Source organism: Spiroplasma endosymbiont of Polydrusus pterygomalis (genome assembly GCF_964030635.1).
Lineage (GTDB): Bacteria > Bacillota_I > Bacilli_A > Mycoplasmatales > Mycoplasmataceae > Spiroplasma.
Genome location: NZ_OZ034909.1, coordinates 1,614,177 through 1,635,663 on the forward strand (window position 1 = coordinate 1,614,177; position 21,487 = coordinate 1,635,663).

Annotated in this window: 25 protein-coding genes; 17 read left to right on the forward strand and 8 right to left on the reverse strand. The window is 25.3% G+C overall.

Going from position 1 to position 21,487, the window contains the following annotated elements; all coding sequences use genetic code 4:
- Nucleotides 1-101 precede the first annotated feature (101 nt).
- From ACQH23_RS10580 to ACQH23_RS10620, 9 genes are all read left to right on the forward strand, one after another.
- Nucleotides 102-341, forward strand: a complete 240-nt coding sequence (locus tag ACQH23_RS10580; RefSeq protein WP_425378219.1) for a hypothetical protein — start codon at nt 102-104, stop codon at nt 339-341.
- 87 nt (nt 342-428) lie between these two features.
- Nucleotides 429-1,439 (forward strand): IS3 family transposase, encoded by a 1,011-nt coding sequence (locus ACQH23_RS10585; protein ID WP_425379342.1) that lies wholly within the window; start codon nt 429-431, stop codon nt 1,437-1,439.
- 193 nt (nt 1,440-1,632) lie between these two features.
- Nucleotides 1,633-2,013, forward strand: a complete 381-nt coding sequence (locus ACQH23_RS10590; RefSeq protein ID WP_425378297.1) for a hypothetical protein — start codon at nt 1,633-1,635, stop codon at nt 2,011-2,013.
- A 23-nt stretch (nt 2,014-2,036) separates the two neighbouring features.
- A complete protein-coding gene (locus tag ACQH23_RS10595) occupies nt 2,037-2,249 on the forward strand; it encodes a hypothetical protein (RefSeq protein ID WP_425378298.1) in 213 nt (70 codons plus the stop codon).
- Between the two features lie 34 nt (nt 2,250-2,283).
- A complete protein-coding gene (locus ACQH23_RS10600; RefSeq protein ID WP_425378299.1) occupies nt 2,284-3,021 on the forward strand; it encodes a spiroplasma phage ORF1-like family protein in 738 nt (245 codons plus the stop codon).
- Between the two features lie 260 nt (nt 3,022-3,281).
- Complete coding sequence (locus tag ACQH23_RS10605; protein WP_425378300.1) at nt 3,282-3,473, forward strand: hypothetical protein; 192 nt, start codon at nt 3,282-3,284, stop codon at nt 3,471-3,473.
- A 49-nt stretch (nt 3,474-3,522) separates the two neighbouring features.
- Nucleotides 3,523-3,786, forward strand: a complete 264-nt coding sequence (locus ACQH23_RS10610; RefSeq protein ID WP_425378301.1) for a hypothetical protein — start codon at nt 3,523-3,525, stop codon at nt 3,784-3,786.
- A 260-nt stretch (nt 3,787-4,046) separates the two neighbouring features.
- Entirely contained in the window at nt 4,047-4,292 is a 246-nt protein-coding gene (locus ACQH23_RS10615) for a hypothetical protein (protein ID WP_425378302.1), read from the forward strand.
- Nucleotides 4,293-4,460: 168 nt separating this feature from the next.
- Entirely contained in the window at nt 4,461-4,643 is a 183-nt protein-coding gene (locus tag ACQH23_RS10620; protein ID WP_338955504.1) for a hypothetical protein, read from the forward strand.
- A gap of 19 nt (nt 4,644-4,662) precedes the next feature.
- Here ACQH23_RS10620 and ACQH23_RS10625 read toward each other — a convergent pair whose 3' ends face one another.
- The 8 genes from ACQH23_RS10625 to ACQH23_RS10660 form a co-directional block, all read right to left on the reverse strand.
- Nucleotides 4,663-4,935: an IS1/IS1595 family N-terminal zinc-binding domain-containing protein gene (locus ACQH23_RS10625; protein ID WP_425379343.1), complete on the reverse strand. Its 273-nt coding sequence runs from the start codon at nt 4,933-4,935 to the stop codon at nt 4,663-4,665.
- Entirely contained in the window at nt 4,910-5,044 is a 135-nt protein-coding gene (locus ACQH23_RS10630; protein ID WP_425378303.1) for a hypothetical protein, read from the reverse strand. The genes ACQH23_RS10625 and ACQH23_RS10630 overlap by 26 nt, the downstream gene beginning before the upstream one ends.
- Before the next feature lie 257 nt (nt 5,045-5,301).
- Nucleotides 5,302-6,573 carry a serine--tRNA ligase gene (serS, locus tag ACQH23_RS10635; protein ID WP_425378304.1) on the reverse strand — a complete coding sequence of 424 codons (1,272 nt, stop codon included), beginning with the start codon at nt 6,571-6,573 and terminating at the stop codon, nt 5,302-5,304.
- 3 nt (nt 6,574-6,576) lie between these two features.
- Nucleotides 6,577-9,039 (reverse strand): DNA gyrase subunit A, encoded by a 2,463-nt coding sequence (gyrA, locus tag ACQH23_RS10640; RefSeq protein WP_425378305.1) that lies wholly within the window; start codon nt 9,037-9,039, stop codon nt 6,577-6,579.
- 16 nt (nt 9,040-9,055) lie between these two features.
- Nucleotides 9,056-10,975, reverse strand: a complete 1,920-nt coding sequence (gene gyrB / locus ACQH23_RS10645; protein ID WP_425378306.1) for a DNA topoisomerase (ATP-hydrolyzing) subunit B — start codon at nt 10,973-10,975, stop codon at nt 9,056-9,058.
- A 246-nt stretch (nt 10,976-11,221) separates the two neighbouring features.
- Entirely contained in the window at nt 11,222-11,650 is a 429-nt protein-coding gene (locus ACQH23_RS10650) for an IS30 family transposase (protein WP_425378307.1), read from the reverse strand.
- 28 nt (nt 11,651-11,678) lie between these two features.
- The gene (locus ACQH23_RS10655; RefSeq protein ID WP_425377776.1) at nt 11,679-11,861 is read right to left on the reverse strand and encodes a hypothetical protein; all 183 of its coding nucleotides are present in this window, start codon (nt 11,859-11,861) and stop codon (nt 11,679-11,681) included.
- 176 nt (nt 11,862-12,037) lie between these two features.
- Nucleotides 12,038-13,021: an IS30 family transposase gene (locus ACQH23_RS10660; RefSeq protein WP_425378308.1), complete on the reverse strand. Its 984-nt coding sequence runs from the start codon at nt 13,019-13,021 to the stop codon at nt 12,038-12,040.
- Nucleotides 13,022-13,409: 388 nt separating this feature from the next.
- Here ACQH23_RS10660 and ACQH23_RS10665 point away from each other — a divergent pair, with 388 nt between their 5' ends.
- The 8 genes from ACQH23_RS10665 to ACQH23_RS10700 all read left to right on the forward strand — a co-directional run bounded on the left by ACQH23_RS10665 (nt 13,410) and on the right by ACQH23_RS10700 (nt 21,466).
- Nucleotides 13,410-13,808, forward strand: a complete 399-nt coding sequence (locus ACQH23_RS10665) for a hypothetical protein (protein WP_425378309.1) — start codon at nt 13,410-13,412, stop codon at nt 13,806-13,808.
- Nucleotides 13,801-14,529: a phage terminase large subunit gene (locus tag ACQH23_RS10670; protein WP_425378310.1), complete on the forward strand. Its 729-nt coding sequence runs from the start codon at nt 13,801-13,803 to the stop codon at nt 14,527-14,529. Before ACQH23_RS10665 ends, ACQH23_RS10670 begins: the two co-directional genes overlap by 8 nt.
- A gap of 39 nt (nt 14,530-14,568) precedes the next feature.
- Nucleotides 14,569-15,261: a PBSX family phage terminase large subunit gene (locus ACQH23_RS10675; protein WP_425378311.1), complete on the forward strand. Its 693-nt coding sequence runs from the start codon at nt 14,569-14,571 to the stop codon at nt 15,259-15,261.
- On the forward strand, nt 15,261-15,539 hold the full coding sequence (locus tag ACQH23_RS10680) for a hypothetical protein (protein WP_253301740.1): 279 nt from the start codon (nt 15,261-15,263) through the stop codon (nt 15,537-15,539). The genes ACQH23_RS10675 and ACQH23_RS10680 overlap by 1 nt, the downstream gene beginning before the upstream one ends.
- Nucleotides 15,532-16,923, forward strand: coding sequence for a hypothetical protein (locus ACQH23_RS10685; protein ID WP_425378312.1), 1,392 nt, complete (start codon nt 15,532-15,534; stop codon nt 16,921-16,923). Before ACQH23_RS10680 ends, ACQH23_RS10685 begins: the two co-directional genes overlap by 8 nt.
- A 3-nt stretch (nt 16,924-16,926) precedes the next feature.
- Nucleotides 16,927-20,136: a hypothetical protein gene (locus ACQH23_RS10690; RefSeq protein ID WP_425378313.1), complete on the forward strand. Its 3,210-nt coding sequence runs from the start codon at nt 16,927-16,929 to the stop codon at nt 20,134-20,136.
- A 112-nt stretch (nt 20,137-20,248) separates the two neighbouring features.
- Nucleotides 20,249-20,671, forward strand: coding sequence for a transposase (locus ACQH23_RS10695; protein ID WP_425378314.1), 423 nt, complete (start codon nt 20,249-20,251; stop codon nt 20,669-20,671).
- A 102-nt stretch (nt 20,672-20,773) separates the two neighbouring features.
- A complete protein-coding gene (locus ACQH23_RS10700) occupies nt 20,774-21,466 on the forward strand; it encodes an IS3 family transposase (RefSeq protein ID WP_425379281.1) in 693 nt (230 codons plus the stop codon).
- Nucleotides 21,467-21,487 lie beyond the last annotated feature (21 nt).

Genomic DNA, 21,487 nt, shown 5'->3' on the forward strand with positions numbered 1-21,487 from the left:
TTGACGCTCCTAATAATGACAAAATTAATTTATTTTTATCAATCACTTCAACGCGACAAACAGACAATGGTTCATCAATTAGTTATAACAATAAAAAATATATGGCTTATAATAATAAAAAGTTAAAAGTCTTTAATTCAAAAACAAAAATTACAGTAATTAAAGCATTTGATGAAACATTATATTTAAAATATAACAATCAAATATATAATTTATTAGAATACATTCCGGTTCCTATTAAAAATATTGAAAACAAAGTTCCCAAATCTAAAGCACATAAACCAAAACCAAATCATCCTTGAAATAATCAATATACATTACAAACATTATCAATTAAATAATTTTGCGAAATTTTTGCTATATATTTACATCAATTTCAACAAAATAAAGAAATTCTAAAAGAACGAAAAAAACGAAAAGATTTTGAATTAAATAAGTTTAAAAAACCCTTAGAACGTGAAAAATATTTATTAAAAAAAGAAAATGAAAGAATAAAAGCTGAGAATGAAGTTTTAAAAAAGCTTGAAGCTCTTCCAAAGATAAAAACAAAAACAAACATTAGAAAACAAATTGCTTTTATTAAATCAGAATTGCAAGTTTCAAAAATTACTTTATCATGATATTTAAAAGAATTAAGAATTTCATATGATACTTGAAATAAATATTCAAAAAATTGTGATGAATATCAACCAAATATTGATTATTCAATATATGAAATAATTAAAGCAATTCATAGAGAAAATAGTATTAAAGGACACAGACAAATTAAATTATCTTTGGAAGAGAAAAAAATTAATGTGTCGAATTCAACAGTTTATCGTTATATGAAATTAGCTAATAGAATTTCTAGTGTAAGAATTAAAACAAGAAAAAAAATTAATCATTTCTTAAAAATGACAAATGAACATATTCGACATAAATATCTATTAAAACGTAATTTTAAAGCTGAAAAAACTAATCAAAAGTGATCAATTGATATTACGTATGTTAAAACAATCACAGAATGAGTATATTTATTTGCAATCAAGGATTTATTTAGTAATTTAATAATAAATTATTCTTTAACAACAACTCCAACAGTAAATTGAGTAAATAATTGTATCAAAGAAGCAATTATTAAAAGAAAAATAATCAAAGGTGAATTAACTATTAATTCTGATCAAGGTATTCATTTCACTTCAAAAGCTTATGAAAAATTATTAAAAAAACACGGTATAAATATAAGTGTGTCAAGAAGAGGCAATTGTTTAGATAATTCACCGATTGAAAATCAATTTTCAATTCTTAAAACCGAGAACTCAGAATTATCACACTGTAAAAATATTTTAGAAGTAAAAAATATTGTAGATAATTATATAATTCATTATAATGAAAAAAGAAAAATTTTAAATTTAAAAATGCCACCACTTCAATATGAAATGAAAGCATTTTTTAATTAAAATTCTCAGTTATCTGAAACTGTGCAGTCCGTGATTTAAAAAATGATGAAGTTGTTAATAAAAAAGAATATTTTTGAACTGATATTGCTAAATTAACTAATAAGCAACGCTTAGCTTTATTTGATATTGATATTTTAAAAGAAAATTTACAACCAAACAAAAAAACCAAAATATCAGAAAGGAAAAAAATAAGATGATTAATTTTTTAGTCGAACAAGTTAGTGGTGATCCGTGAAGTAATGTTTTTTCATTTGTGATTGGTTGTTTTATGGATATTTTTGATTTGATTATGGCGATAAAATTACCATTAACTAATGTTTCGCTTTTTTATATTTTGATTTTTACAATGATTATTGAATTATCAATTTATGCTGTTAATGGAACAGCAACTAATTATAACAATTTAGGTTCAACAGTTAAAAGTGGTGTATCAAAAGTATATTCATCAACTGTTAGAAAAGGGATGGGCGCAGGTAAAAAGGCTTATCAAAATAGCAACAAACAACAGGCAAAAAAAGAAGTTAAAAGACAAAATATTAGAGCGCAAGCAAAAATTAAGAGAGGTATTAGATAATGATTAAATTAGTGTTATTGGTAGTGGCAATCGCTATATTTGGTACTGGATTTATTACGGTCCTTATTAATCAGTTATCAGGAGCTACAAATATTATTATGAATTTATATAGTTCTAATGATTGATTGTTAAAAGCAATTGGTAAGTTGGCCATTTTATTTTCGCATGAAGTTATGCAAACTGTTTCGGGAATTTATATTGTTGGATTTATTATTTCAAAAACATTATATAGTTAGGAGGTTAATAAAATGAGAAAGTCATTAATAGGGCTTGTGAGCAATTATAATAATTTTCATTGCTATAATTATCCCTTTTTATGGTTTAACGGCTTTAAAGCCGTTAAAAGCGAGTGAGACACCTATTAAAAATATTAATCGACAAAAGCGAAGTAGTAATTTTAAAATTAATGAAGAAGATTTTATTAATACAATGTTTTTACGCAGCAGTTTTTTTGAAAATTGAAGTGATGCCAATTATTTTGTTAATCCAACTTTAAAAACCTCAAAATCATTAACTTATAATGAAAATTGATATCTAGACTTTTTAAAAGATAGTTATGTCTCTGGAATTGTGTTTGATAAACCAAGTAAGCAATTTTTAGAGTTATATCAGAATTGAGATAACTATGTTAAGCAATACGAGTTAGATAGATTTTATAATCTTGATAAAAAATTTTTTTTAAAAGATTTAACAAATTTTATGTATACATATTTTGAAAAATATGATGGTAGGAGTACTGCTATTCAAGGAATGTTACAAAAAATAGAACAGGGCGTTAAAAATTTAGAACAAGTAAAATTTAATGAAGATAATTTAAAGTTAATTGATAATCATGAATCTGAAGATTTAAATAATAATAAAACATATATTGGAATTGCTGGAAGTAATAAAAACCATTTTTATTACTTCCAGCAATTCCAATATATGTTTTATTATTATTTAAATCTTCAGATTCATGATTATCAATTAACTTTAAATTACTATTATTTGGTGGTTGTTGTAATTTAATTTTCTTATTATTTGTGTTTGGTTGCTGACAAGAAACAATATTGGTTAATAGTACAGTAGATAGAGATATTGTTCCTAAAATTGATAATATTTTTTTCATTGTGATTTACTCCTTATATATATTTTATATGATTTATGATTTTTTGTTATAATTTCTTTAATTTTGTCGAAAACTGATTGCGTTGCCAAAGTTGGGGAAAATAAAAAAGAAAGTTTTCAGTATAATTAAGTTTGAAAAAAATTAGAAAGAAAACTATCCTATGAATATTATAACTATAATCCAAGAGTTTTTAAACGAAAATAATAACTCTTTTATTGATTTAATTAATGAAATTAGCCCCAATATCCCTATTACAGCACTATTATCCTATTTAAACAATGAAATTAGTTCTGAAGCTTGAATACTATTTAAAAATATTTTTGAATATATTAGACTGCACCCAAAAAAGTAAGTAAAGAAAAAAAGTCTTTGCTAAACTTTTAAAGGAGGTGCATTTTTATATGGCAAGAAAAGAACAAAAATTTAATAAATATACAGCAGATTTTCGAAAAAAGATAGGACAAGAGGTTAAAAATAATAGTATAAGTTTTATTGCAAAAAAATATGCAATTAATAAAAAAACTGTTGCTTCATGGTATGAAAATTTTAAGAAAGGAATTTTAAACACCAATAAAGGTCCAAAAGAATCATTTGAAAAAAGAGATTTAAACTATTACAAAGTTAGGTATGAATTACTAAAAAAGCTTCATGACTTTTACAATTAAATAAAAGAAAAATTGTATTTTTTATCAAAGAAAACCTTAATAAATATCCACTAAATTTATTACTTGATATAACAGATTTAAAGCGTAGTTATTGAGATAAATATAAAAATTATTCAAGTACTGGTAAGGATAGTGAACCATTAAAGAATATTGTAAAAGTCTATGAAGAAAATTTAAAACAATTTGGTTATCGTCGAATTACCAAATATTTAAAAGAAGATTATGGCATTGTTTATAATGCTAAGAAAGTATTACGAATTATGAAAGAAAATAATATTCAAGCTGAATATGTAAAGCGTATGCGTAGAAAAATATTAATAAAACAAAATAGAAATAAAAATATAATTAAATATCCTGATTTAGTAAATCGTAATTTTAATGATATTAAAGAAAGATTTTCAATTTTATTTACTGATGTAACTTATTTAATTTGAAATGGTAAAAAACATTATCAATCAACAATACTTGATGGATATACTAAAGAAATTATTGATGTAAAATGATAAAAATTTAATAATAACAAACTTGTAATTGATAATTTAAATGCTGCAATTAATAAAATTAAAAAAATAAAAAAAGATCTAAATAAAACAATAATTCATTCAGATCACGGATATCAATATACATCTAAAGATTATAATAGTAAATGTTTAGATAACAAAATTATAATTTCAATGGGTAAAAATTATCATTGTGCAGACAACATTATTATTGAAAGTTTTCATTCATTACTTAAAAAAGGAACAATCCATAATAAAAATTATAAATCTCATAATGAATATATTAATGATGTTAAAAAATGAAATAAATGATATTCAAACCAAAAAGAAAAATATATAATAAATGAAAGTTTGTAAACCTTTTTATTAACACTTACTAAACAGGGTGTAGTCTAGTTTTAATAAAACGGGAAATTACTTTACTAGATTGTCTTAACAATGAAATTTGAATTAATAAATTTCATTGTTCATAATTTAAATGACTTCAATAAGTAAAATGATGACGAAAAGCATCAAAACTAGCCCGACATTTTTTGCATAAATATTTTTGTTTTCCTTCGGGATTATGGCCATTTTTAACACAATAATAAGATTTGCAATTAGGACATTTAATACCTTTATCTCTAAATTTTTGATCAATTTCATTTAAGCGTTTTTGTTTTTTTGATTAATTCTGCTTCTTTTTTAACTTTTTCATAAAATTCTAAAAATTGATCATTTGTTAAACTATTTATTAATTCTGCAAGTATTTTTTCCATCAATTATTTACCTCCTTCACTAAAAATATACCTAATTTTAGATATATTAGACTTCTTGCGATACCTTGTTATTTATGATTAAAAAGCAATTAAAATTTTTAAAAATGATTATTTTAAAGTTTAATTTAATTTTTTTAATTTGTAATTTTTTTATTTTTGTTAGTATCGCAAAAAGTCTACTTTATAAATATTAAATATCAAGAGTTTTCTACAAAATTAAAGTGTTCTTTTTATTAAAATGTTTCACGTGAAACATTTTAAGCAATAACAGTTTCTCCTTGCAAATAAATTTGCAATTTTTTTGGTATTCTAATAGTTCCAACTTCATTTTGATAATTTTCTAAAATTGCTGCAATTAAGCGGTCGACTGCTAGCCCTGATCCATTTAAAGTATGAACAAATTTTATTTCATTATTATCATCGCGATAGCGTAACTTCATTCGGCGTGCTTGGAAATCAAGACAATTTGAACATGATGAAATTTCCCGATATTTATTTTGCCCAGGCATCCATACTTCTAAATCATATGTTTTCGTTGAAGAAAATCCCATGTCACCAGAAGATAATAAGATTACCCGGTATGGAATTTCTAATAATTGGAGAATATTTTCTGCATCCACCACCATTTTTTCTAATTCATCAAATGAATCTTCTTCTCTTGTAAACTTAACCATTTCAACTTTTTTAAACTGGTGTAAACGAATAATTCCTTTTGTATCGCGGCCAGCTGAACCAGCTTCTTGGCGAAAACACGGGGTATAAGCCGTATGATAAATTGGTAATTGGTTTTTTGCTAAAATCTCTTCCCGATATAAGTTAGTAATTGGTACTTCTGCTGTTGGGATTAAATATAAATTATCTTTTTCAATATAATATAAATCTTCCTTAAATTTTGGTAAGTTTCCTGTTCCGTACATAATTTGTGGTTGAACTAAAATTGGTGGTTCAATTTCGTCATATCCTCGCTTAGCGTGTTCATCTAACATAAAATTCATTAAAGCACGTTCTAATTTAGCCCCCATCCCCTTATATACCACAAAACGTGAACCTGATAATTTTGTTCCTCGCTCAAAATCAATCAAATCTAATGCAGTAGATATTTCTCAATGTTCTTTGATTTTTTTAGGAGTAGAAATTTCTCCTCATTTCCGAACTTCTAGATTATCATTTTCATCTTTTCCCGTTGGAACTGAATCATCTGGAATATTCGGCGTAATTTCTAAAATGGCTTTAATTTTTTCTTCCACTACTTTTAATTGTTCATCAATTGTTTCCATTTCTTGCTTAAACGTAATAATTAATTCCTTAATTTTTGTCGCCTCTTGATCTTTCTTTTCTGCAACTAGCGTTCCAACTTTTTTTGACTCAATATTTCGTTTTTCCTTTAATTTTTCTGATTTAACAATTAGGTCACGACGTTGTTCTGATAATTTTTTAACATCTTGCAGATATGAAAAATCATCATTTCGGCGACTTAATTTTTTGATTACTTCGTCAAGATTTTCAACAATTCTTTTTTGATCTAACATTTTCTATCTTTCTCCTTCAATGTTAATTTTCTTTTTTAAAATTTCAATAACTTCTAATTTATCATTTTGTTCTAATCGCATAATCTTAACACCTAACGTTGTTCGACCAAATAAGGGGATTTGTTCCAACGAAACGCGAATGATATTTCCTTTTTTTGTTCCAACTAAAACGTCTTCTTCCCCACTAACAGTCTGAACAAATTTTAAATATCCTGTTTTATCTGTTAATTTCATTGACTTAACACCCTTAGTATTTCGTCCTGTTAAACGATAATCTTTAATTAATGTTTTCTTTGCATAACCATTTGCAGTTATTGATAAAACATATTTGGCAGACCGTCCTGAATTTAACCCAATTGTTTCACCAACATCATCATTAGCAATTCCTTTGACCCCAATTGTTTGACGACTCATTGGTCTAATTTTTTCTTCATTAAAATGAATTACTTTTCCAATATTATTTCCAATAATTACATCATCTTGTCCTTTTGTAATAATAACACTTACTAACTCATCTTTATCTTTTAATTCAATTGCAACTTTTCCTGTTTGTCTAATTTGATTAAATTCACTTATTTTTGTTTTTTTAATCAAACCTTTTTTCGTTACAAAGAATAAATTATCTTCGGTTGAAATTGTTTCATCAATTGCAATAATTGTTTGAATACTTTCTGTTTTATCAATCGCAATTAAATTAATAATTGGTAACCCCCGGGCATGCCGCGAATATGTTTCAATTTGATACGCTCGTAATTTATAAACTTTTCCAAAATTGGAAAAAATTAATAGTGAATCAATACTATTAGCACTAATAATTTTTTTCAAACTATCTTCCATATTAGCTAAACCAATAATCCCTTTACCACCACGATTTTGTAATTTAAACGTATCATCAGCAACTCGCTTAACATAACCATTTTGTGTTAACATAATTAAAATATCTTCTCGTCGAATTAATTTTTCTGGATCAATCTCGATTAATTCTTCCTTAATAATTTGGCTTCGCCGTTTATCACCATATTTTTTCTTAATTTCTTCTAACTTCGTAATCATAATGGCAATTTGCTTTTCACTATTATTAATAATTTCTTCTAACTTCGTAATTGCAATCTTAATATCACTAATTTCATGATTAATTTTTTCAATTTCTAATCCTGTTAAGAGTTGTAAACGCATTTCTAAGATTGCACTAGCTTGCTCGGTTACTAAATTAAATTTATTAATTAAAACCTCACTGGCAATTTGTGTTGTTTGCGATTTTTTAATAATTGCAATTACTTCATCAATATGATCAAGGGCAATTTTTAACCCTTCTAAGATTATTAAACGACTACGACTTTTTTTTAGTTCAAATTGACTACGCTTAATAATAATATCAATTTGATGCTCAATAAAATATTTTAAAATTTGTTTTAATCCCATTACTTTTGGTTGGTTTTTATACAATGCCAAAATATTTAATGAAAAGTTAGTTTGTAAGGGCGTTAATTTATATAACTTATTTAAAATAACATTTTCTTGTGCATCACGTTTTAATTCTAAAACAATGCGCACCCCCTCCATGTTTGATTCGTCCCGTAGATCACTAATTCCATTAATAATTTTATCGCTAATTAATTTAGCAATTCGTTCCAATAATTTTGCTTTATTAATTTGATAAGGAATTTCAAAAACAATGATTCGTCTTTTATTATTGATTTCTTCAATATCAATTTTTGAACGAATTGTAATTGTTCCATTGCCTGTCTCATAAGCCTTGATTAAACCATTACCAGCGGTAATTAATGCCCCAGTTGGAAAATCAGGACCTTTAATAATTTTCATTAATTCAATGGTTGTTATTTCAGGGTTTTTTGTTACCGCAATAACCCCATCAATTACTTCATTTAAATTATGAGGTGGAATATTAGTTGCCATTCCAACGGCAATTCCACTAGCTCCATTAACTAGTAAATTAGGAAAATAACCTGGTAAAAAACTTGGTTCACTTTCACTACCATCATAATTATCATTAAAAATTGTTGTTTCTTTTTCAATGTCTTTAATTAATTCACCAGCAATTTTACTCATTTTTGCTTCTGTATATCGCATTGCCGCTGGAGCATCACCATCCATTGATCCAAAATTTCCACGTCCATCAATTAACGGATAACGATAAGAAAAATCTTGGGCCATTCGGACCATCGCTTCATAAACGGCTGTATCACCATGGGGATGATATTTTCCAATTACTTCCCCAACAATTCGCGCTGATTTCTTATGTTGTTTATCGTAAGTCATATTTAAATCTCACATTGCATAAATAATACGCCGATGAACCGGTTTTAAACCATCACGAACATCAGGAATTGCTCGTGAAACAATAACTGACATTGCATAATCTAAAAAGCCATTTTTCATTTCATCGGCAATATCAATATCACGAATTTTACCATTATAATCATAGCCATCATTTTCTGATTTCATTGACCAATACCTCCTTTTAAACATCTAAATTTTTAACATATTTTGCATTTTCACGAATAAATTTTTTTCGTGGTTCAACATTTTCACCCATTAATTCACTACAAATTAAATTTGCTTCAAACGCATTATTAACGGATACTTTCAATAGTAATCGTCGTTCTGGATCCATTGTTGTTTCTCATAACTGTTCTGGATTCATTTCTCCTAATCCTTTATAGCGTTGAATTGTATAATTTTTAATATTTTTGTTTAATAATTCTTCTTTATAAAGATCTAATTCATTATCACTTACATAACGAATATTATTACCATTTTGGATTTTATATAGTGGTGGTTGAGCAATATAAATATTGCCATTTTCAATTAAATCTTTCATATAGCGATAAAAAAAAGTTAATAATAAAATTCGAATATGGGACCCATCAACATCGGCATCCGTCATAATAATTACTTTTTGATAACGTAATTTTTTATCATTAAAATTATCTTTAATTCCAGCTCCTAAAGCGGTAATAATTGAGTTAATTTCATTGTTTTCAAATACTTTTAATTGTTTAGTTTTTTCAACATTTAAAATCTTCCCTCGTAAGGGTAAGATTGCTTGAAATCTTCGATTTCGGCCCGATTTAGCACTTCCACCAGCAGAATCCCCCTCAACAATATAAAGCTCAGCAATTTTAGAATCCTTTGTTTCACAATCAGCTAACTTGCCTGGTAATGAAAAACTATCCATTACAGTTTTACGTCGTGTTGTTTCTTTTGCCCGTTGTGCAGCAATTCTCGCTTTTAGGGATAAACTTATCTTTTCAATAATTTTTTTTGCATCTTCTGGATTCTCTAATAAATAACTACTTAATCCCTTTCCAACGATATTGGAAACAATTTTTTTAACTTCACTATTTCCTAATTTTGTTTTAGTTTGTCCTTCATATTGGGGATCAGGATGACGAATTGAAATTATTGTTGTCATTCCTTCCTTAATATCATCTCAAGTAAATTTATCTTCATTCCCCTTATTATTCTTATTAATATTCTTAAAATAGTTATTTAACTCATGAACAATCGCTAATTTAATTCCTTCTTCATGGGTTCCACCTTCATGAGTATTAATATTATTACAAAAAGAAAAAATATTTTCCAAATAATTATCATTATACTGAATTCCACATTCAACCATAATATTATCCTCAATTCCTTCAACATAAAAAACATCGTTTATGGGCATTCCAATTGTTTTATTTAATTCTCAAACATAATCTTTAATTCCATTATTAAATTGATAAACAACAGATTTTTCCTCATCTTCTTCTCGTAAATCAACTAATGATATTTCTAACCCTTTATTTAAAAAAGCTAATTGTTTAATGCGATTTTGAATTGTTGAAAAACTAAAAATTGTTGTTTCAGTAAAAATCTTTTCATCTGGTAAAAAAGTAACTGTTATTCCTGTTTCAGAAGTTGGTCCAATCTCTTTAATTGGCGTTAAAATTTGTCCCCCATTATGAAATTCCATCACATATTCTTTATTATTTTTTTTAACTTCGATTTTTAAATACTTGCTTAATGCATTAACAACACTAGCTCCAACCCCATGTAATCCTCCGGAAATTTTATAGGTATTTGAATCAAATTTTCCCCCTGCATGTAAAATGGTAAAAACAGTTTCAACTGTTGAAACATTTGTTTTTGGGTGAATTTCAATTGGAATTCCCCGCCCATTATCAACAACGGTAATTGATTCATCTTTATTAATGATAATTTTAATTTTATTAGCAAAGTTAGCTAAAACTTCATCAATTGAGTTATCAACAATTTCTCAAACTAAATGATGTAAACCTCTGACATTTGTTGCCCCAATATACATCCCTGGTCGTTTTTGAACTGCTTCTAACCCCTCTAAAATTTTAATTGACTCTGAACTATAATTATCACCCATAAATAATTCTCTCCATTTCTATCTCCTTTTATTTTACCATTATTACATAATTTTAGGGCTAAATTATCAAATATATTTTTAAATATTCTTTTAAAAATATATTTTATTTTTGTGTTTAATTTAACCCTATAAAAAGTTATAAAATCCCGAATTGTAAAATTAGACTTCTTGCGATACCGGTTTTTCTTATTAAGAATATTTCTATAAAATATAATTAAAAATGCCAAATTGTAAAGTTAAGTGCAACTAAATTATTTTTCTAACCAAATATTCGATTGGCGAAAGATAATTTAGTATTTTTCTTGGTCTTTGGTTTAAAGACAATATAAATTTATGAACTGCATTTTTAGTAGTATTTGAAAAATTAAATTTTTTAGGAAATTTTTCTCTAATTAAACCATTAGTATTTTCATTAGTACCTCTTTGTCAGGGTGAATATGCATTAGCAAAATAAATTTTCACATTTAAATTTTTTTCAAGTTGTTGTCAATTAGCAAATTCTTTACCACGATCAAATGTTATAGTCTTAACAAGATTATTTGGAATAATTGATAAATAATGGCTAATATTTTCGTTAATAACTTTAGTAGTTCTATTTTCAACTAATATTGCTAAAGTAAATCTTGATGTTCTTTCAACTAAAGTTATTAAACATGATTTACTTTTAGACTGCACCCCGTTTAGTAAGTATTAATAAAAAGGTTTACAAACTTTCATTTATTATATCTTTTTCTTTTTGGTTTGAATATCATTTATTTCATTTTTTAACATCATTAATATATTCATTATGAGATTTATAATTTTTATTATGGATTGTTCCTTTTTTAAGTAATGAATGAAAACTTTCAATAATAATGTTGTCTGCACAATGATAATTTTTACCCATTGAAATGTATTATGTAAATTCAAGCAGCAAATTCTGTCTCTTGTTAGTATGATAATAACATCATTTAAAATAAATGCAACTATTTTTTTAAAAAAAATAAAATATTTGTAATTTTAGTCTATTTTAAGCATATTTAAGCACACTGAAAAATAATTTATTAAATTTTTAAAATAAAATTATCTAAAATTATTTAAAAATACTTCTTTAGATGTTCTTCAATTCAAACAAGGCCTTAATTTTTCATTCATAACATTAACTACTCAATCTATTTCTTGTTGAGTAACATTATTAAAATCCGTTCCCTTAATATACCGTTTTCTAAATTCACGGTTCATTCTTTCAATTAATGGTTTTTGTTTTGGTGAACCCGGATCACAAAAATAAATATTAGAACCAGTAATATTTTCTATTTCTTCAAACTTACTAAATTCTTTTCCTCTATCAGTTATTATTCCTTTAATTTTTCCAACCAAACCATTAATTTTAACTAATTCTTCAAGTTTTTCTAAAACCTCATTAGCAGTATGTTCTCCTAATTTAATTGCAAAATAATTTTTACTATTTTGTTCAACTAATACCAAACAACTAGATTGATGGTCTTTTCCAACTACGGTATCCATTTCAAAAAAACCAACATTAGATTTTTTATTTTCAATATCTCATATTGATTTGAATTTATCATCTAATTTTCCGCGATTATCAGGTCTTTTCTTTGTTATATTTTTTCTGCCACCATTTAATAAATTTTTCTTTAACAAACCCAAAAGACCTAAATAAATTCATTTATAAAAAGTTTTAAGACAGGAAGGAAATTTGACACCAAACTTTATTAAAAATCGATGAATAATTTCCGCTGGCGAATCACCAAAAATATTAAATCGTAAATTTAAAAATTCTTGCTGCTCTTCTGTAAATGTAGGTAGTTTTTTAATAGACCTTTTTCGCTTTTGTTTATAATCTTTTTGTGCTTCAACTGGCATATAATCTTCTACCTTTTTAAATCGCTTTATTTCTCTTTTAACAGTATTAATTCCACGATTCATTTGCCGTGCTATTTCTGATAAATTAATTGAATCATTTTTCTTTTTACAAATATCAGAAAATAATAAATCTTTAAATAAATTTCGTTCATCAAATTTTACATGTGTATATTTTTGCATTTTTCTGTCTCCAATTCTTTTTAAAATATTTATAACATTAAATTAAAAATTATTGACAATTATTTTTATAAGTATATAATCTAAGTGATAAACAGTAAGTAAATTCTGTCTCTTAAAGCTGTTTATAAAAAATAAAGTAATTAAGTTTACTGCAATGTTTCTTTTAACTGAGATATATAAATAAAAATTTTTCTAGATTATTATTAATATATAAAATTAGGAGAAACATTGCGGTAATTAAGTTTACTTTTTTTTATTTTGATGTAAAATATAAATGATAAAAAAAGAACCGCGATGGTTCTTTGTTATATTTTCAGATATAGTTTACTCTTTTATTTAATCATATTTATTAAATAATAGCAATTTTAGTATGGAAAAAGGAGTAAAAATGAAAGAATTTAATCCAAAAACAGTAAGTTTACGAACATTTTATCGTAAAATAGAGCAGTTTTGACGTGATAAATCACCTAATATCCCCTATACTTTAAATGATTTAACCAATAAATTAAATCTTTCTCGCAAGTGAAGATATGATAGTTACGCGAGCGAGAAGATAGTTCCTTTACTTGAAAAACAAGTTGATAAAATAGAAAGTGAACTTATTAAACAAATGGTTAAAACGCCAGAAGGTACTAGGTTATATTGACAGCGTGCATTTAATTATAAATATTCACTACAAGAAAAAGAACTTGAAAAAGAATTAAACTTAAATAATCAACAACCAATAATTGTTAATTTACAAACGGATATTAGAGATATTAAAAAAGAAACTGAAAATAATGCTTAATCATTTTACTTATTTATTAGAAACTCCTTATTGGTTATTACAAAATAGTAATATTGGTAATAAATATCCATTTGTTAAGAAATATGAATTAGTTAATGAAATTAATCAAATTGGAACACGATATAGTGGTAAGACTATATCAAATATTAAAATGTTTGGTGAATTATTAAAAATTAGTTTATTAATTAAAGAACCAATTTGTATAATTGCTAGTATGTATTGGAGTAAAGATTTAAAAGATAGTGTATTTCAAAATATATGAAATATGTTAGATGAAAATAATATACCTTATAGTATTAATTTATCAAATTTTACTTTTACTTTATCAAATGGTAGCAAAATATATTGTAAAGGTTTACATTCACCAAGTCGAAAAGAAAAATTAAAAGCCTTTGCTGATTTGAATAAGTATAAATTAGTAATTGATTGAAGAGAAGAATGTGACCAATTTCAACAAAAAGATTTAAGTGATTTAGAGTTTGCTATTCGTGGTTATCAAAATAAAATAACAATTAATACGTGTAATCCTGAAAGTTTAAAAAGATATATTGTTGGTTATTGTAATGAATTATTATCTTTTAATGAAGAAATAATGCGTAGTAAATATGAACAAATTAAATATATTGAAAAATGAAATATGAAAATTATTATTCATTATTCTAGTTGAAGACTTAATTATAAATTACCACAAGATAAAGTTAATGAACAATTAAGATTATAACAATTAGATATTGAAAGAGCAAGAGTATGGAGTTGAGGATTGCCCGGTAATACTAGTGGTTCAATTTTTGCAAGATATATTGATATTATGCAAGCAACAGATATTATTCAACCAACGAAATTATTAGGTGGTGTTGATATTGCTAACGAGACCAGTCCTAAGGGACATACTACTGCCGCTAGTTTTTGACTATATAATTCATTTGATAAAAAAGCTTATAAAGCTTCTGAGTATACGCATTCAAATGCTACACAGCAATTTAAAACAGAATTAGAACAAGTAAAAGATATTTTAGAGTTTTATAATAATCAATTAAATCAATACTTTAATTTAATACAGCAGGGTATTAGTATAAATGTTGATGATAGTGCATATTCAACATTACAAAGTTTAAATAGAGAAAAATATAATTATACTTTTGGGCAATATATGACATTTAAACCAGCACAAAAACAGAAATTTAAAATAAGACATCGGATTGAAGCATTTACAATGTTAATAAATACAAATCAATTAAAATGATTATGAGAAAAATGTCCTGTAAGTAAAACCCAATATGAATTAATTCAATGAGAAGATAAACCAGATGCCAGAGAAGAACGAATGTTAGACTTATATGATGATACATTTGATAGTGATTTTTATGCTTTACATTTTGAATTAATACCAATGGTTAAACATAATAATTCAGCAGATTATAAATTATGACAACAAAGGGAGTGAATAACTTAATGAAAAAAGATATTTATGTAATCCATGATGAACGTGTAATAAATGCAAAAAGACCTTATATGTCTGTTTGTGGACAAGTTAAAAAAAGACTTTGTCAAGAATTAAAAAAAGATAATATCGCAATATGTAAATTAAATTTATATAACGAATATATTAAAAAATATCAAAAAGTTAAAGTATGTGTTCAAGTTTTAGCAAATGAGCCAAATTTATTAACAGTAAATATTATTAATTATGCACTTATCTTAAAATTAAAGGAGCAAAATAACCATGAATAATACTTTCCCTAGTTTACCAAACTTAAGTGATATTAATAGTGTTTTAAAATTTTATAATTATGATTGAACAATTAATTTAGCAAATATTATTGCTCGTCATCAAATGCGATTAATAAATGGTAAAGATATTTTATTTAAGTCTCATCGTAAAGATATTTTAGAAAAATTAAATTGATGATATGAAAATTATAAAATAAAAGAAAAGTTAGATAAAAACGAATTAACAGCAAGTTTAATGGGTAAAACTATTTTCGGTTTATTAGAGACTAGTGATGGCAATATTGATTTATGAATTAACCCTTTTAACTTTACATCTCGTGTAAGTAAAATAAATGAAATTGAACAAGGGGCTGATATTTGATTAAATTATCATCAATCAGACAGTGGATTTATTTTAAATTTAATTTGTACCAAAGATAAAATAGTTATTAAAGGTTGACCAAAAAATAACGAGGTAGTTGTTGGACAAAGTAAAACACAAATTAAAGATGATGTTAGACCTTTTTTAGTTCAAGAATTTAAAAATAAATTAGGTATAGTACCTTTTTGAGAAATGATTAATGAACCTAATCCGTTGTTCTTATCAACTTCAACTACATTAAATCCATGACCTACAATGGCAAATTGTTATAAATTACAATTTGATTTAGAAGATAGTTTTAATATTAAATCAAAAGAACGATGAGCTAATCGTACGCACTGATATGGGGTATTAGATGATGGTTTAATGAATGCTTACAATATGGGAAATAAAAAAGCATTACAAGATGTATTTGATGATATTTTCATTCAATCAGGTCAAACGGCAGCAGATGGGACATCATCACAATCTTTACAAGTAGTACAAGGTGCACCAACCTTAGAAACATATACTGAAGATCAAAAATCAATTATTGAACAAGTATATTTAGCATGTCATTTTTCTAGTCCTTTTGGTGATAAATCAGATAATGACCAGAATAAAACACAGTCATTATTAACTAAAACAAAAGACTTAGAAAAACAAGCATATTTACAAGCATATCGTAAGCAATATTATACTAAGATGTTTGATACTGTTTTAAAATATTATGGTTTATGAGATGGTATTGGTGAACGGCCTTATGGTTTTGATTTTATTAGTGCTAGTTTAGTTGACCAAATGCGACAAAATGAATTAATTACTGCTAGATTAGATAATGGCACAATGGAACCAATAAGAGCTATAACTGAATATGACAATATTGATGAATTAGAAGCAACAAAATATTTTGAGAAAGTAGAAGAATGACAAGATAAAATGCAAGCCAAAGAAATCGAACATAATAATAAATTACTAGAATATGATGAAACTGGTAATAATCAAAACGCCTTACAAGGTAGAACGGAAATAAAGGAGAATTAAAAAATGAGTAGAATTAACCCAGGAGTTATCGAAGAATTAAGAAGACAAGCCCACGATACTTTAATAGATATCAGAGAAAATATAAAAGATAATAGACATTGAATGGTATTTCCTTTTAATGTTTATAGTTCATATATTCCTGATACTGAAACAGGTTGAAAACCTAATAACGCAAAGCCTAGTGATTATGGTAGTTATTCAAGAATATTTGATAATATGGAAAGTACGATTGCTCAATGACAAGATAGTTTAAAAATAGTTCAAAAACATAAAGGTGAAAAAATTAAGATATTAACAATTGATGATTTTAGTAAACAATCAATTAATTCAACTATATGAGCAAATAATGAAACACCTTTCGCTATAAAATTAAAAGATGAAAATAATAATGTTTATTGAAAATTAATTGATGGTGAAAACATTTATGATATTAATAGAATGTTAGCATACTTAAAGCAATATAAATTAAGTTATTTTATTAATAATGATAATAAAGCTGATAATTTTTATACAAAAGAAGTTAAGGTTGGTAAATATTGAGATGCTTATATGATTGATGATAGAAGTTCAATTCAATTTGGAGAAGCTAAATTTGAACAAGTATTTACTCAGCAATCAACTGAAAGACAATATACTTTATTAATTTTAGATGAAGATGCAAGTAAATTAAATATTAATGATTATTATAATTTTTATACGGTTTTTAATGACCATGGATTAAATATTGGTGGAGGTAATATAAATATTGCGCCCCAAGATAGACAATGATTATATCCATCAAATGTTATTAATTATTATTCACCATATGATGGTAGTTTTTTATGACAAGAAATTACCTTTTCAAGTATTAATGACAAAATTAGTAATAGTGGTTTATCAGTACGACAATTTATTCAAACATCAGCACCTGGGGAAGGTTATTGTTTTCCTAAAATAACTTATAATGAGAAAACAAATACATCAACTATTGAATTAGATGATATGTTATTAAAAGACCCCGGTGTTAGAGCAATGGCCGTTAAATTTTATGGTAATCCGATCTTTTTTGATATGCCTGTAATTGGGAGACCAATTATTAAAGGTCAATTTAATCCAAAAGTAATGAATTCACGAGATTTATTAATGTATAACATGTATCCGTGTCCGCCTGATAAAGTAAATACTTATGCATCACCAGAAGTAAGTTGATATAACATTCAAGGGATTCAACCAACAATGATAACCGGTTATGAAAACTGAAAAAAAGATATGGAAAGTAGATATGATTTTTGAAAGCAAAAAAATAGTGAGGGTATTGTTATAACTGACCAAGAAAGTTCGACAGCAACTAATCCCGCTGTTGGAACAACTATTAATGAAGAAAATAAGGACTCTAAATTTTATTGGTCTAAAAATTGAAAAATAACACCACCAAGTCAAATAAAAGTAAATAGTGGTGACGTTAATAATATTATTAGTACCCAAGCATCATCATATTTTAGAAGAAAAGATGAATTTGGTAATACTGTTGGTAGTGTTCAAATTGAATACAATAAAATGGGTTCATGTAATGTTTGAGATATTTTAAATATGAATAATTTTATTAATCGCCAAATTACTGTCTTACCTTTAAATTATACTCAAAAGTTAGTTTTTAATCCTTTTACGATACCAGGCGGAGTTGGTAAATTCTTAAACTTTATTTCGTTTGGTATTCCTTGAGGCTGAGTTATTAATCAAGATGAAAAAACTTGACCTAATTTTCAATGATTAAATGGATTTATGAGTGCTAATATTTATAGTTTTTATAATGATGCTTTTTGGTCTGAAAACTCAAAAGGTAAATGTTATTTACCTTTTGAAATATTTAGAGAACAAGGCAATGATAAAGTTGGTGCTATTTTTGGAGCAAATGCTACTAGTTTCGGGTTTACTACTTTATTAACTGATAAATTAGTAGGTACTGTTTTAACTAAGGATGGTAAACCAACAAATAATATAGTTTATTCAACATATAATTTAAAACAATTAAACGAAAAAACTAACCGAATTTATTTAATTAATGAACTTACAACAGCAGTAGATGCTCAAACACCAGTTAGTTATAGTGAAGAAGATAATGATTGTGAATTCTTACAAACACCAGATGGGACAAATTGTAGTTATATTATTGATATGTTTTCAATACAAGCATTATATAAAGGTAATTTTGAAATTATCTTTTATGCTGATAACCCATATACCAATAATGAAGAAGATTATTTACGTTTATCAGTATGGAGTTTCAGAGGTAAAACAAAAAGTACCTTAAATAATTATTTACGCGATATGACAACTAATTATAAAACTAGTTTCTTATTACCACATGACTATGAAATACCAACATTTAATTACCCTGAATATGTATTACCACCAGTGCCATATAATTATTCAGAATATACAAAAGATATTTGAGGCGCTAATGTAGTACAACCATTAAAAACTAAAATTACAGCCCCAGCACAATGTAAAAAACCAAAAAATTCTGTAATTCCTGTTAATTTATTTTATGATGAATTTAATAATGCTTATTATGAAATTGAAGTTGATTTAAAACAAATTGACCCAACAATTCAAAGTATTGATAAATTTATTAGTTCATATAAAAAAATTGAAATAAGTAATCTTAATAATTTACAAGTTAGATGTTCGAAACCTGATATAGAGCATTTTATTAATAATAGAGATGTAAGTATTTTAGGTGGTGGTTATAATGAGTTTTGTGCATATAATTATGGAACATTATCTAATATTGCTTTACAAAATGCAGGTATATCACAAACTGATAAAGTTAATTTTGAAAATACAATAACTTTATATACTGATAATATAACTAATAAAATTCAAACACTTGCTACTGCTTATACTGATGGTTTGCCAAGTAAAGAATATGCAAATAAATATAAAACTGAAAAAGTTGGAATCATTGAATATATTAAATTTTTATTACAAATAACAAAATTATCTAATAATGATAATGAAAAAATTACAGAAACATATTTACAAGCATATTATACTAATGATGTAAAATTAAAAATTAGATTTTCAAAAGTAGTATTTGCTAATTTATCGGCAAATTGAACTTATTACTTAGGTAATGATAAAGGTATAATCATAGACTTAAATGCTTTGAGTATATTAAATATGGTAAATATGAGTGATAATCCTGTTAAAATTACATTTAAACCTAGATAAAAATAAAAAAGAGATTTATTTAAAATGTGCAATGTTTCTTTTAACTGAGATATATAAATAAAAATTTTTTTAGATTATTATTAATATATAAAATTAGGAGAAACATTTTTATATGGCTAAAGGTAAAATAAAAGGGTCTAAAGATCATTCTTTTGAATTTAAAGAAAAAATTGTTAATGAATACTCAATTAACAATAAATCTTATAGTGAAATAGCAAAAGAATATCATATTATTTTAGCAACTATTTCAAAATGAGTAAATCAATTTCAACAAAATAAAGAAATTCTAAAAGAACGAAAAAAGCGAAAAGATTTTGAATTAAATAAGTTTAAAAACCCCTTAGAACGTGAAAACTATTTATTAAAAAAAGAAAATGAAAGAATAAAAGCTGAGAATGAAGTTTTAAAAAAGCTTGAAGCTCTTCCAAAGATAAAAACAAAAACAAACATTAGAAAACAAATTGCTTTTATTAAATCAGAATTGCAAGTTTCAAAAATTACTTTATCATGATATTTAAAAGAATTAAGAATTTAATATGATACTTGAAATAAATATTCAAAAAATTGTGATGAATATCAACCAAATATTGATTATTCAATATATGAAATAATTAAAGCAATTCATAGAGAAAATAGTATTAAAGGACACAGACAAATTAAATTATCTTTGGAAGAGCAAAAAATTAATGTGTCGAATTCAACAGTTTATCGTTATATGAAATTAGCTAATAGAATTTCTAGTGTAAGAATTAAAACAAGAAAAAAAATTAATCATTTCTTAAAAATGACAAATGAACATATTCGACATAAATATCTATTAAAACGTAATTTTAAAGCTGAAAAAACTAATCAAAAGTGATCAATTGATATTACGTATGTTAAAACAATCACAGAATGAGTATATTTATTTGCAATCAAGGATTTATTTAGTAATTTAATAGTAAATTATTCTTTAACAACAACTCCAACAGTAAATTGAGTAAATAATTGTATCAAAGAAGCAATTATTAAAAGAAAAATAATCAAAGGTGAATTAACTATTAATTCTGATCAAGGTATTCATTTCACTTCAAAAGCTTATGAAAAATTATTAAAAAAACACGGTATAAATATAAGTATGTCAAGAAGAGGCAATTGTTTAGATAATTCACCGATTGAAAATCAATTTTCAATTCTTAAAAACGAGAACTCAGAATTATCACACTGTAAAAATATTTTAGAAGTAAAAAATATTGTAGATAATTATATAATTCATTATAATGAAAAAAGAAAAATTTTAAATTTAAAAATGCCACCACTTCAATATGAAATGAAAGCATTTTTTAATTAAAATTCTCAGTTATCTGAAACT